The following is a 14,491-nucleotide window of genomic DNA, read 5'->3' as shown; positions in this document are numbered from 1 at the left end:
TGCCAATCAGAGCGGGCTTTTGGGAGCCGTGCCGGGGCGGGTGAACAACCGACCGCTTTCGGCCCATATCACGAGCAATAAGCCTGAAATGGCACACGCCAGAAAAGCATAGGCCAGCGGCAAGGATGTCCCATCATATTGCTGTCCAATCAGCGCGCCGATGACCGCGCCGAGCAATGTTCGTGCAAAGCTTTGATAGGAAGAAGCGACCCCGGCCATATGTCCGAAATCTTCCATCGCAATAGACCCGAAATTGCTGCCGATAAACCCAATCAGGCCGACGTTGACCATCATCAACGCCGTGAACATAATAAGCGTTTCGACGCCGCTGAACGCCGCTGCGATCTGCGCGACTGATGTAGCGATAAACGCAAAAACCGCCGTTTGTGACACACGCCGCGCACCAAAACGCTCGACGATACGTGCGTTCGAGAAATTGGCGACGGCGATGCCAACGGCAACGCAGGCAAAAACAAAAGGAAACTCGGCGCGGGCGCCAAAGACCTCGGCAATAATCTGTTCGCTGCTGTTGAGATAGCCATAGAGCGCGCCCTGCATCATCGCCGCCGACAGCATATAGCCTGCCGCGCGGCGGTGGCGGGTGACGACCGACCAGCCGTTGACGATGGTACGAAAATCAAGCGGACGTATGTCGGCGGAGTTGAGCGTTTCGGGCAAACGACGCAGCCACAACAGCATCACCATGCTCATCACTGCCAGCACGATGAAGATCGCACGCCAGCCCGCAACCGCCGACACGCCAGCCCCCATGGTTGGCGCGATGATCGGGACGATCATAAAGACCAGAAAGATGAGCGACATACGCTTGGCCATAGCGTCGCCGACAAACAGGTCACGGATCACCGCAACCACCACGACACCAAGCGCGGCACTGACCAAGCCGTGGACAAAGCGCAGGGCAATCAGGATCGGAAAGCTGTTCGCAAGGCCGCATCCTAAAGCCAGCACAGCATAAGCGAAAAGCGCCGGAACCAACACACCTTTGCGCCCGAACCGGTCAGAAAGCGGGCCATAAAAAAGTGAGCCAACGCCAAGCCCCGCCAGATAGGCCGAAATGATATATTGTCGGTCATTCGCGACCAGCACATTCAACCCATCTGCCATCGCCGGGAGGGCAGGAAGCATCGCATCGATGGCGAGGGCGTTGAGCGCCATCAACATGGCCATCATGATCACCATCTCACGCTCGCCGGGCAAACGGGTGCCGGCGGGAGGCGTCGCTTTTGTCGAGATCGGGTCATTGTGCATTGCAGCAGGGCTATGCCGAAAGCGACAGGCTTTGAACAGCCTCTATTGGCGCAAGATTATGGTTCAGCAGGCCAAAGGACGCCCGCAAAAAGGCCACCACTGCACAGCGGTGCAGCGACGGCCCTTAATATTCTGTGTTGGTGATTAGCCCTGACGCGTGCCGGACATGGCCATTGCGCCAAAAGGTCCGGCATTGATCGTGCCGGTCAACGTGTCGCCGTCGATGGTCGCTTCGCAATCGAGCTTCATCGGCATCGGGACTTTCATATTCATCACCCAGGTCAGTTTGTTGCCATCAACCTTGCCATCTTCGACATCAAGGGCACCCATTGCGCCGCTGTTCGAGCCGGTGAAGCTGCTGCCATCGCTGTTTACGGTGAACACCGATTTCTGGTCACCCATCGGCGACTTGGTGATGCAATCATAGCTGCCATCAACTTGGGACATAGATATTCTCCTTAGGGTTATTTCGTTTCGGAATCTTTTGCGGCAGAGACTGTTTCAACGGTCAGGCCCAACCCGTCAAGCTGTGGCTTGACCACCGAAGCATCGCCAACCACGACATAGACCAGGTCATCCACGCTGAATGACTTGCGTGCCGCAGCGTCAATTTCGGGTGCCGTCATGGATTCATAGGTTGCTGCCAATTTTTCATAATAATCATCGGGGCGATCAAATTTGACGATCGACCGCAATCCGCGGAGCACATCGCCCGATGTTTCAAATTGGCCGGGCAGTTCGCGAACATTGCCGTTGACGGTCCGCTGCAGCTCTTCGGCAGTGACCCCCTTATCTCCCAAATAGGCGGTAAGTTCATTCCGCAACTCTTTAATCGAATCGCCGGTCCGGTCGGCCTGAACCGGCGCGGAGATTGTCATTGCCAACCGGTCCGTGTCGGCAGAAATTCCGCTCCGCACGCCATAGGACCAACCCTTGGTCTCACGCAGGTTCGTGTTGATGCGCGACAGGAAGCTGCCCCCGAAAACCTCATTGGCGGCGCGCAACACTTCCAGCGAGTCCGTGCCTTTGGCATCCAAAACCTTGCCCGCCAAAATCACCGATTGCGGGGACTTTGGCCGGTCGACAAGGATTATACGCGGCTGAGGCTTGGGTATCGCAACATCGAAATCCTTGACCGGTTTCGGTGTCGCTGGCGCTTTCCATGCACCCAGATTGGCGTTGAGCAATTTGGTCACTTCGGCCAGCGTCGTATCGCCGACGACAAAGATGCGGGCATTGTCGGGACGGATCCACTGCTGATGGAAAGCCGTGAGCTGATCGCGCGTCGCGGCGGCAACCGCATCGGCACTGCCCAGACCCGACGGCGGGATGCCATAGGGATGACCCGGTCCATAAAGGATCGGCATCAGGGTGCGCGAGGCGATGGCGTTGGGGCTGTTCAATTCCGATTTGATGCGGTTGAGCTGCTGCACCCGCACCCGTTCCAGCTCTTTGCTGTCAAAGGCCGGGTTCTCGATATAATCGGCAAGCAGGCCCAGCGACGCACTGAGGTTAGGTTTCAGCGCGAACAGGCTGAACACCGTATCGTCATCGCTTGCCGACCCGTCAATTTGTGCCCCCAGCCGTTCCTTCGCCTCGGCAAAGGCGATCGAATCGAGGTGGGTGGTGCCTTCGTCCATCAGGTTGAGCATCAGCGACTGGGTGCCGAGCGCATCATGCGGATCGGCGGCATAGCCAGCATCGAAACTAACCGCGACATTGACAGTCGGCGCCGTCGCCCGCCGCGCGAATACAACCTCGATGCCATTTTTGAGCTTCGCGCGCTCGATGGTCGGAAAGTCGAGAGATTTCAGCGCCGCGACATCGGGCATGTGCGACCGGTCGGGCGCATAGCTGGCCGAACCGAGCGCCGGGCCAACATCGCCCAGATCGGGATTCCAATAGTGATCAGGCGAAACCGCCGAATTTGCCTTGTCCCCGATCACCGCCCCGCCGCGATTCTCACCACCCTCGGTCCGTTCGCCGGGGGAATAGGTCAGCGAAAAGGCGGGGCGCGACAGCCATTTGTCGACCACAGCCTTGACCTGATCGGGGGTAGCGTCCGCCATGCGCTTCAACTCGACTTTGTAATAACCCGGGTCGTTTGAATAGAGCGCACCTTCGGCCAGTGCGACGGCCTTGCCGCCGAAGCCGCCCACCGATTCGAGTCCGGCAATGGAACCGCCCAAATAGCTGGCCGCCGCGCGCTGCAACTCATCGGCCGTCGGGCCGCTCGCCAGATAGGCCGCAATTTCTTCGTCTAGCCGCTTGCCCACCACTTCGGGATCGACGCCCGGCTTAACATCCGCCTGTACGAGCAGAATTCCGGCATCCTCAAAACTTTGGGCAAAAGCTGCGACGCTGACCGCAACCGGGTCTTTGCGCACCAGCGCATTGTCGAGCCGCGAACTCGACAGGCCGCCCAATACGCTCATCCCCATTTGCAGCGGCACCGAATCGGGATCGTTCAGACCGGGAATCGCCCACATGCGATAGATGCGCGTGGTCGGAATCAGGTCATGCACTTCCTTGGCAAAGGGGGCGGGCAAGGTCGGCACCGACGCAGTGACCGGCTGAACCGCCGGGCCGCGCGGGATGTCGCCGAACCAATTGCCGACCTTGGCCTTTGCGGTGGCAAGATCAATGTCGCCAGCGAGCACCAGCACCGCATTGTTCGGGCCATAATTATCCGTGAACCATTTTTTGACGTCGTCGAGGCTCGCCGTATTGAGGTCCCCCATCGAACCGATGGTGCTGTGGTGATAGGGATGGCCGCTCGGGAACAGATTTTCGAAAATCTCGTACCGCAGCAAGCCATAGGGGCGATTGTCGCCTTGACGCTTTTCATTCTGGACAACACCGCGCTGGTTATCGAGCTTCTCCTGCGTCATCGCGCCAAGCAAATGGCCCATGCGATCGCTTTCCAGAAACAGTGCCCGGTCGAGCGCGCCGGTCGGCACGGTTTCGAAATAATTGGTGCGATCGACGCTGGTCGTGCCGTTAAAATCGGTTGCCCCAACCTCTTGCAACGGTTTGAAAAAATCGTCGGGGGCGTTTTCCGACCCGTTGAACATCAAATGCTCGAACAAATGGGCAAAGCCGGTTTTGCCAGCCGGTTCATATTTGGAACCAATGCGATACCATACCGACACCGCGACGACGGGCGCCTTATGATCTTCATGGACAATGACCCGCAGGCCATTGTCGAGGGTGAAGCTTTGATAGGGAATGTCGACCGCCTTGATGAGGTCAGCGATGGGCGCGGGCTCGCTGCCCTTGGCTTTGGCGAGCGCAGGACCGGCGGCAACGAGCGCGGTCGATGCGGCAAGGGCGAGGACCATGTGATGAAAACGGGTCATGAGCATCCTTCTGATGGCAAGGAGGGGAGAAATATATCGGCCTGGGGCGACCGATAGCCGGGAACGGCGCTGTATCAGCAGCTTAGGACAGTCTGACGCCGCTTTCAAGGACGGTAAGTCCGCGGCTTGGTCGCCCAAAGCGCGGCGGGATCGAACAGCACAGGTTTGAGCTGATGGCGCACGAACAGCGGAGCCTGATCATTATAATGCGGGCTGGCGGGCCGCGTCGTTGCGGCACCGAAAGGCTGGATCGATTCCGAATGCACCTTCCCCGCCTTGTCCCACGTCACAAACATGATGAAGCTGTCGCCGTGGCGCACCTTCAAACGCCCGTCGGGTTCTGCATCCCATAAGGTCGATGCACGGATCGTATCGTTGCCGCCATCAAGCGGCAGGTCGATCCGATATTTCCCCTCGCCATGACGCAACCGCAGCACGCTACCCAATTTGGGGTCCAGATTACCGAAATATTTCTGCAGATGGTCGGCGGCCGCTTTGAGGACCGCACGCGGGTCTGGCTCGGGCGTGGTGCGTTGATAATGGACCTTGTTCGCCGGACGCAGCACCATCAGCGCCAGCGCGTCGCCCTGCCCTTTGCCGTCGAGGTTCCAGTCCCATGCCTTGAGCAGGCTTTGCGCCTTGGACAGCTCGGCATCATCGTGAAGGTCGAGCGCCATTATGCGATCCATCCATGCCTTCGAATATCCAGCATGGGCATAGGCGGTGTCATATTTAATCGCCTTGAGCCGCGCCTCGTCAATCTGGCCCGACGCTTCGAACAGATCGATCAAACGCCGCGCGCGGTTGGTCATGTCATCCTCTATCCCCAGCAAGGGCGAAAAGGCCGCCGGGTCGAGTTCGTCGCCCGGCCCCGCCGCGACATAGGGCGTGTTGTTGGCATTGATGACATAACCCGATGCCGGATTAACCAGTGCCGGATCACGGTCGAACGGCAGCGTCTTGGTCCACAAATCGGCCGATGTGTCGCCGGGCAGGATGCCGCGCCAGTTGAACCCCGGCTGGCGATCGGGGAACATCGCATTATAGAACATCCCGATATTGCCCTTGGCATCGGCATAGATGAAATTGGTCGCGGGCACGCCTTGCCCCGCCATCGCAGCCTTCCACTCGGCAAAATTGCGCGCCTTGTTCAGCCGGTAATATTGGGTGACCATCTTGGCCTGATCGATTCCCGCATAGCGGATCGCAAACGCCCCCTTGGCATTTTTGATCACCGGCCCCTGAATCGAACGATAAATAGTGCGCGGCACCGGCACGACAAAGGGGCCGAATTTGACCTTGAGCCAGATGCGTTTCTTTTCCAGCGGACGCCATGCGCCATCAAAGCGGTAATTGTCGCCGCTTTCGTCGAGGGTCAGCTTGTAGATATCGATAAGGTCGGGACGGTTCACCGTGTTGGTCCACCCCAGATATTTGTTATGGCCAAGCAAGGGGTATGGCGACCCCGGGAAATTGGCACCGGCAAAATCCCATCCTTGCTCGGAATGGACGACCAGTTCGTACCAGGCGACACCGCCGGTCCAGGGCTGGTGCGAATTGGACACCAACCGCGTCGCGCCATCGGTTGACCGCGACGGCGCAACCGCCATGCCGTTGGAGCCATTGGATTCGGGGTCGCTGCCCACAGGCGTATCATTGGCTGGAATGATCTTGCCGGTCGCATCGAGCGCCGGACCGCCTTCGCGGCCCATCGGCTTATCATCGATCAATGCGCCGAGCGTGGAATCGAGGCCAAAGAAAAAGGGTGAGCGCAGGACAAAGCCAGCAACCACATCTTCGCCGGTGACCGGGAATAATTTGCTAAGCCGCACCTCGTCAGGATGCTTCTCGGCATAATGATTGAGCCCCGCCGCATAAGCCGTGAATAACAGTCGCACGTCATCGGGCAGCTGCGGCCAGTCGCGCGCCGTCGTCTTGCGGACGTCGAGCAACGCCTCGGCAAAGTCGATCTTTGCGCCATCCGCCCCCAGCATCGCACCGGCGCGCCCGCGCGTCATCGCCAGCACTTCCTGCAGCGTCGAAAAATCATCCTCGGCATGGGCAAAGGCGACGCCATAGGCGACATCGGCGTCGGTTTTACCAAAGATATGCGGCACGCCATAGCTATCGCGGGCGATCTTGACGTCGCTCGGGGTGAAGGCTGGCGTCGCGGGCGGGGTCGCGGCAAGCGGCTCCCATACCGCCAGCCCCAGCGCGCATACGCCAATCAGGACAAGGAACCCCATCAGAAACTTGCGCATAATCTTGTGTCCCATCCCGAATTTTGTTGCTTGCGTCATGTCATGGCGCAAATATCGGACAGGGAAAAGGCCTCCCCTTGTGTTGCACAATTGCAACACTATCTTTCCCCTACGTCCATAGGGAATCATCAATGAACCTCGAAAAATTTACCGACCGCGCCAAAGGCTTTTTGCAAGCCGCGCAGACGATTGCGATCCGCATGAACCATCAGCGAATCGGCCCCGAACATGTCGCCAAGGCCTTGCTGGAGGATAGCGATGGCATGGCGGCCGGATTAATCCGCAAGAGCGGCGGCGACCCCAAACGCGCCGTAGAAGGCATCGACACGCTGTTGGCGAAGGTTCCCGCCGTATCGGGGTCAGGCGCGCAAGCGACACCCGGACTCGACAATGACGCAGTTCGCTTGCTCGATCAGGCAGAACAGGTCGCGACCAAGGCAGGCGACGGCTATGTAACCGTCGAGCGCCTACTCCTCGCCATGACCTTGGCGAGCAGCACGGCCGTCGGCAAAGCCTTTGCCGACTCGGGGCTAAAAGCCGAGGCGCTCAACAGCGCCATCAATGATTTGCGCGGCGGGCGTAGCGCCGACACCGCGAGCGCAGAAGACCGTTATGAAGCGCTCAAGAAATTCACCCGCGACCTCACCGAAGTCGCCCGCGACGGCAAGCTCGACCCCGTGATCGGCCGCGATGAGGAAATCCGCCGCACGGTCCAGATCCTCGCGCGGCGGACCAAGAATAATCCGGTGCTGATCGGCGAACCCGGCGTCGGCAAGACGGCCATTGCCGAGGGGCTGGCGTTGCGGATTGCCAATGGCGATGTTCCCGACAGCTTGAAGGACCGCCGTCTGCTTTCGCTCGATATGGGGTCGCTGATCGCGGGTGCCAAATATCGCGGCGAGTTTGAGGAGCGGTTGAAGGGCGTCCTCGACGATGTCAAAGCCGCCGATGGCGAGATCATCCTGTTCATCGACGAGATGCATACGCTGGTCGGTGCGGGCAAAGGCGAGGGCGCGATGGACGCGTCGAACCTGCTCAAACCAGCACTGGCACGCGGCGAATTGCATTGCATCGGAGCAACCACGCTCGATGAATATCGCAAATATGTCGAGAAAGACCCTGCGTTGCAGCGGCGGTTTCAGCCCGTTGTGGTTGGCGAGCCGACGGTCGAGGATTCGATCTCGATCCTGCGCGGACTGAAGGAAAAATATGAACTGCACCACGGGGTGCGGATCACCGACGCAGCGATTGTCGCTGCCGCAACGATGTCGAACCGCTATATCAGCGACCGCTTCCTGCCCGATAAGGCGATCGACCTGATGGATGAGGCCGCGAGCCGCATCCGGATGGAGGTTGAATCCAAACCCGACGAGATTGAATCGCTCGACCGGCGGATCATCCAGATGAAAATCGAGGAATCGGCGCTGAGCAAGGAAAGCGATGCCGCTTCGGTCGACCGGCTGGAAACCCTGCGCGGCGAGCTGGCCAATGCCGAGCAACAATCGTCCGAAATCACCCAGCGCTGGCAGGCCGAAAAAGAAAAAATCCACGCCGAGGCCAAGATCAAGGAAGCGCTCGACGCAGCGCGCAGCGCGCTGGAGCAGGCACAGCGCGCGGGCGACCTCGCCAAGGCGGGAGAGCTGAGTTACGGGACCATCCCTGATCTGGAGAAGAAGCTGGAGGAGGCCGAGACCGCCGCCGGCAACGCCATGCTGCGCGAGGAAGTGACCGCCGACGATATCGCGTCCGTGGTCAGCCGCTGGACCGGGATTCCGGTCGACCGGATGCTGGAGGGCGAGCGCGAAAAGCTGCTCGCGATGGAAGATCATCTGACCAAGCGTGTCATCGGCCAGGACGAAGCCGTGCGCGCCGTATCGACCGCCGTGCGCCGGTCACGCGCTGGCTTGCAAGACCCCGACCGCCCGCTCGGCAGCTTCCTCTTCCTCGGTCCCACGGGTGTCGGCAAGACCGAACTCACCAAAGCACTCGCTCGCTTCCTGTTCGACGATGACGGCGCGATGGTGCGCATCGACATGTCCGAATTTATGGAAAAGCACAGCGTCGCGCGGCTGGTCGGCGCACCTCCGGGCTATGTTGGCTATGAAGAAGGCGGCGTGCTCACCGAAGCGGTCCGCCGCCGCCCCTATCAGGTCGTGTTATTCGACGAGGTCGAAAAGGCGCATGGCGATGTGTTCAACATCTTGCTTCAGGTGCTCGATGATGGGCGGCTGACCGATGGCCAAGGCCGCACGGTCGATTTCACCAATACGCTGATCATCCTCACATCAAATCTCGGCAGTCAGGCGATTGCCGCGCTGCCCGACGACGCGCCGGTCGAAGACGCCGAACCTGCGGTGATGGAAGTCGTGCGCGCGCATTTCAGGCCCGAGTTTCTGAACCGCCTCGACGAGATTGTCCTGTTCCATCGGCTGGCGCTCCAGCACATGGCCGGCATCGTCGATATTCAGGTCGCGCGGGTGCAAAAGCTGCTCAATGACCGGAAAATCACGCTCGACCTGACCGACGCCGCACGCACCTGGCTTGGCCGTGTCGGCTATGACCCCGTCTATGGCGCACGCCCGCTGAAGCGCGCGGTGCAGAAATATCTGCAAGACCCGCTGGCTGACTTGATCCTGAAAGGCGAGCTGATGGACGGTGCGACGGTCAAGGTCGACGAAGGCGACGGAGCGTTGACGCTTTCGGTCGCTCTAGAGGCCAAGAGCTGACTGGGTCAAATCGCACCTGTAACCGGTCACGCTATTTTCCGCTGGTAGCACCCTGATTGGCAGCATCAACCATGTCACGCGCCTCACGGTTGCCTGACCTCGATGATTCGCGCCATTCGGCAATGGTCTTACAGACCTTCCTCCGTGTGATCAGTGACCCCGTAACCGCAATTTTCCGGCATTTCACAACGTCGTCGTCGGACTTGCTCTTGGTGTCAGCCGCGGCTGTCTTACCAGCGGCAGGTTGCGTCGTAGCGTCGCTAGCCGGATCGTCCTTTGCCGCAGCGGGCAGCGAAACACACAAACTTGCGAGTGCGATGGGAAGCAAGATTTTCATAGCTACTCCTTATCTTGGCCGTTCAAATACCGTCTCGATAGATGTTCTGCAATCAATAAACGTGGTTTGTAGTTGAACCACCCGGCCCGAGCAGGCAAAAAACAGTATGACCGATTTTGACCAATATTTGCGCCAGCTGGTGACCGACCCAAACTGGTTGCTGCATCGATATGACGAAACAAATGATCATTTTCAATTTTTGACAGTGCCGCGTTCGCTGCATCGCGAATGCACGTTTCTTACGGCGGAACATTTGCCCGAAGATGCGCCGGCCGTCACGCTGCGCCGAAGCGACACGCAACGGGTCGTCGCGCAGCCCGCTCCTGTGCATTTCATTTTTCATTCGGCCTATTGCTGTTCGACAATGTTAGCGCGGGCACTCGACATTGAAGGCCATTCGATGGGGCTCAAGGAACCCGTAATCCTGAATGATTTGGTCGGATGGAAGCGACGCGGCGGTGATGGGCGCCAGATCGCTCAGGTTCTCGATCAATCGATGAATTGGCTCGCCAAACCGTTTGAACGCGGAGAGTCGATAGTTGTCAAACCGTCAAATATTGTAAATGCGCTCGCCGATGCGATGTTGGCGATGCGGCCAAACGCCCGCGCGCTCCTTCTCTATGCGCCGCTCGAAACGTTCGTTCGGTCGATTGCAAAGAAAAATCTTTGGGGCCGGTTATGGGTGCGGACCTTGTTGATTGGGCAGATCAAGGACCAGATGATCGCCCCTTTCGGAATGACAAGCGACGACATATTGCAGCTGTCTGACTTGCAGGTTGCCGCGATTGGTTGGTTGGCCCAGCAGGCGCTATTTGGTGCCTTGATAGACAAATATGGACCTGCGCGCGTGCGATCGCTTAACAGTGAAAACCTGCTGGCGAACCAGCCCGCGTCGATGAAGGCGCTGTGTGAATTGTTCGCACTCAACTTGAGTCCCGCTGAGTTAGACATGGCGCTCGCCGGTCCGGCCTTCAAGCGCCATTCCAAACTCGACATGGAATTTGATGCGAGCGCCCGCGAATCCGAGCATGCCAACGCCGCTGAGCTCCATGCCGACGAGATTGCGAAAGTCTGTGAATGGGCGCGCGTCACGGCGAAGCGGATGAATATCCCGTTGGATTTGCCAGCACCGCTTACTTGATTCGCCATCTCTGTGCGTGGGTCTGGTCAGGGTCGTCGCGTAGGCACAAAAAAAAGGCGGGCCAAACGCGGCCCGCCTTTCCTTTTATGTGCTTCGTCTTCGCTTAGAAGGTGACCTTTGCGGCCACTGCATAGCGGCGACCAAGGGCGTCATAGGTCGACGAATAGGTGTTGCCGTTGTTGAAGGTGGTCGAACCAACGTCGGCACCAACGATCGGCGGCTTTTTGTCGAACAGGTTCTGCACCAGGAAGGTCAGTTGCAGATTGTCCATGACCTGCCAGCGTGCGCTCAGGTCGAAGTAATGCGCAGCCTTGATCCGGCGGAATTCCGGCTGAACGATGCAACCACCCGGATCGGCACCCAGATAGTCCGGGCAACCCTGCTGGGCAACCGGGAGCAAGACGCCGGCGGCATCCACGTTCGATGCCAGTGCGGCGGCTTCATCGGCCTGCTGCTGCAGAGGTTCATACTGCACACCATCAATGTAGCGCCACAACAGCGACACATCGACCGTGTCAAAGGCGAGCGTGGTGCGCTGCGCGAATGACCATTCCGGCTGAATTGCACCACTGAAGGCACTGCAGTTAACACTGTAGAAGCCAACGCATTCGCGATTCACCGAACCCGGTGCTGCCTGGAACTTCGTCGAGTTGGTCCAGTTTCCGCTCAGGTTCCAACGCAACATAGCGAAGCCAAGGTCATGCTTGTAGTTGACCGAGAAGTCGACGCCGTCGGTCGCCAAGGTGCCCAAGTTGGACAAGGCACCGAACAATCCCGGCGTAACTGACGGATCGCCGCTCAGGCCACCATCAGACGGGTTACGTCCGAAGGAAGTACAAGCCGGATCAGAAGCCGACGCCGCGGTGATGTTGCCAAAGCAAGCGTTGATAACGTCGCCCGGGGTGGGCAGCGTGATCGCGTCGGTGATCTTGATATTATAATAATCGACCGACAGTGCCAGGTTGGGAACGAAGGTCGGCTGGAACGTAAATCCGACAGTGTAGGTGTCAGCCGTTTCAGGCAGCAGGTTGATATTGCCACCCGTGGTGATGTTGGCTTGACCCGAAACCGGCGGCGGAATGGAGCCGATCTGGAATGCCTGTGCACCCTGTGCCAGACATACCGCCCGCAGATTGGCATCGGAAACCGGTGCCGCACCCGAGCATGGGTCATTCGAAAGGTTGGTCAACAAGGTGCTGACCGGGGTGAACAATTCCGAAATGTTAGGCGCACGAACCGCACGGTTGAAACCGCCACGAATCTTGAGCCCTGCGCCTGGCTTCCAGCTACCAGCAACCTTCCACGTCGTTGTATTGTAGGACGGGCTGCCCGGTGCTTCGAGGCTATAGCTCGAATAACGGATACCGCCTTCCAACGTCAGATCTTCAAAGAAGGGCTTGTCCTGGATCAGCGGAACAATGAGTTCGCCGAACGCTTCATACACATCATAGGCCCCGCGGATGGGAACCGCTGCACCGCCGGCACCGCCAAGTTCACCCGGCAGTTCAGCCAAGGCGTCAGCCTGTTGGTATCCTGTGTTGTTGCGATATTCACCGCCAACGGCGAAGCCGATCGGATCCGACGCACCAAGCGGCGAAACCAGACCAAAGTCACCATTCAAGGTGCCGCGAACCTGCGCCAGCGAGGCGCGACGTTCGGTCGTGCTGCGACCGCGAATAAATGAGGCTGCGGCAGGCGAAATATCGCCGGCAGCACCAAAGATATTTGCGGGGACGCAACCGGCAACAGTCGAATTAAGACAGGTCACACCATCGGTCGTGAGCAGCGTTGGACCAAAGCGCGAGTTCAACACATAGTTGTCCTGCGTCAGAATACGGCTGCTTTGGCCGTAGGATCCGAACAGGTCCCAATCGATCGTATCAGTCACCGCTCCGCGGAAACCGATCTTATAGTCGAAGAGGTTGGTCTGGTAATCGCCCAGACGCGGACCGACTTCAACCGTACGACGACGAACGTTGGTCGTGAAGGTCTGATAATCAGGATTCGGATTACCATTGGCCAACGTCGGACCGGAAGTTGTTGCCCGACCGGCATCGCACTGCGCCTGCGTCAGAGTTTGAATGCCTGGTGTGTTGGGGTCAAAGTCATTGTTGTCACAAAATGATTGCGCCAAGGACGCCGGCAAAAACGGGTTGTTAAGGTTGATCGTCTGATTGGCACCAAAGGAGCCCGACGGAGCAATGATCGTTTTCACTGTGTTCTTCGAATACAGCGCCCGCGTGTAAACCTCTACAGCATCCGAGATTTCATACCGACCCGCACCATAGATATTAAAACGCTGGAACGGCGTCTGAAAGAGGTTGAAGGGATTGAAATTGAAAAGACCGATCGACGGATTCAAGCCACCAGTTGTCGGATTGACCTGCTTATTGCCCGAGAAGTTGGTTGCGTTTTGTGGGCATGGGTTCAGCCCCGCACAGGCAAAAGAAAATGCCGAAGGAACGGTCGTTGTCGAACCGCCAGGCGCACCGTCGAACGAACCAACGTTAAACAGGGAGAAGTCGCGGTCGCCCTGGAATACCGGGTCGCGTTCCTGATAGCCCATGCTGAGGACGACGTTACCGCGACCGTCGTCGAAGTTGGCGCCAAGGGTGACATCGACGCGGAAAATGTTGCCATCACCCTGTTCGGTGAGCGATTCCGAAGCTTCTGCTTCAAAGCCGGCAAAATCCTTCTTGGTAATGAAGTTCACAACACCGGCAATCGCGTCGGCGCCATATGTGGTCGATGCACCACCGGTCAGAACGTCAACGCGTTCGATCAGCGCCAGCGGGACGTTGTTAAGGTCGAACTGGCCCGAAAGGTCATTCGGGACGATGCGGGTGCCGTCGAGCAGAACCAAGTTACGGTTCGAGCCGAGGGCGCGCAAATCGACGGTCGCGGTGCCGTTGTTGCCGTTGTTGGCGTTAGAACCGATACCCGAAACCAGGCCCGGAACGTCACGAAGCAGCTCTTCTGCGTTGGTCGAAACCTTCAGCTGGATTTCTTCTGCCGAGGTCACATTGACCGGAGAAGATCGTTCGAGGTTCGGATTGCTAATCAATGAACCGGTGACAACGATGGTGTCGTCGGCGAAGCCGCCTGCGGCATCTGCTGACGTATCCTGCGCATAGGCAGGAGCCGAGATTAGCGCGACGCCCAATACGATGGGGGCAGCGCTTAATTTCAGCTTGGTGAATTGGTTTTTCTTCACAGTGCAGTCCCTTGCTCTGGTGGTTAAATTACCTGGATGATCTACCCGCAGACCCGAAAGCCCGTGCGTATAGCCACCCCGATAGCATGCGGGATGACCTCACATTCATCCTGAGTAAAGGGAATTTGACCGTCTTTTGGCCGTTTCGTCCGCCACAGTGACGTTTTTGCAACAGCTGGCGCGG

The 14,491-nt window shown here is 58.6% G+C and carries 7 protein-coding genes; 2 read left to right on the top strand and 5 right to left on the bottom strand.

Annotated features, from left to right (window positions below):
• Positions 1–6 precede the first annotated feature (6 nt).
• From ACR3XE_RS02635 to ACR3XE_RS02620, 4 genes are all read right to left on the bottom strand, one after another.
• Entirely contained in the window at positions 7–1,269 is a 1,263-nt protein-coding gene (locus ACR3XE_RS02635) for a multidrug effflux MFS transporter (protein ID WP_473699135.1), read from the bottom strand.
• Between the two features lie 144 nt (positions 1,270–1,413).
• Positions 1,414–1,716, bottom strand: a complete 303-nt coding sequence (locus ACR3XE_RS02630; protein ID WP_473699136.1) for a hypothetical protein — start codon at positions 1,714–1,716, stop codon at positions 1,414–1,416.
• A 17-nt stretch (positions 1,717–1,733) separates the two neighbouring features.
• A complete protein-coding gene (locus tag ACR3XE_RS02625) occupies positions 1,734–4,628 on the bottom strand; it encodes a M16 family metallopeptidase (protein ID WP_473699137.1) in 2,895 nt (964 codons plus the stop codon).
• Positions 4,629–4,732: 104 nt separating this feature from the next.
• Positions 4,733–6,889 carry an acylase gene (locus ACR3XE_RS02620; RefSeq protein WP_473699138.1) on the bottom strand — a complete coding sequence of 719 codons (2,157 nt, stop codon included), beginning with the start codon at positions 6,887–6,889 and terminating at the stop codon, positions 4,733–4,735.
• Positions 6,890–7,020: 131 nt separating this feature from the next.
• On the opposite strand from ACR3XE_RS02620, the gene clpB reads away from it, so the two are divergent.
• Together clpB and ACR3XE_RS02610 are read left to right on the top strand one after the other, a co-directional pair.
• Complete coding sequence (gene clpB, locus ACR3XE_RS02615) at positions 7,021–9,615, top strand: ATP-dependent chaperone ClpB (protein ID WP_486185891.1); 2,595 nt, start codon at positions 7,021–7,023, stop codon at positions 9,613–9,615.
• Between the two features lie 443 nt (positions 9,616–10,058).
• The gene (locus ACR3XE_RS02610) at positions 10,059–11,093 is read left to right on the top strand and encodes a hypothetical protein (protein WP_473699139.1); all 1,035 of its coding nucleotides are present in this window, start codon (positions 10,059–10,061) and stop codon (positions 11,091–11,093) included.
• A gap of 103 nt (positions 11,094–11,196) precedes the next feature.
• Here the strand turns inward: ACR3XE_RS02610 and ACR3XE_RS02605 are convergent, their stop codons facing one another.
• Entirely contained in the window at positions 11,197–14,307 is a 3,111-nt protein-coding gene (locus ACR3XE_RS02605; protein WP_473699140.1) for a TonB-dependent receptor domain-containing protein, read from the bottom strand.
• Positions 14,308–14,491 lie beyond the last annotated feature (184 nt).

The sequence above is a fragment of the Sphingopyxis sp. 10G20-10 genome, assembly GCF_057365075.1.
The sequence above is the reverse complement of the archived record's forward strand: the minus strand, read 5'-3'. Positions and strand labels throughout refer to the sequence as shown.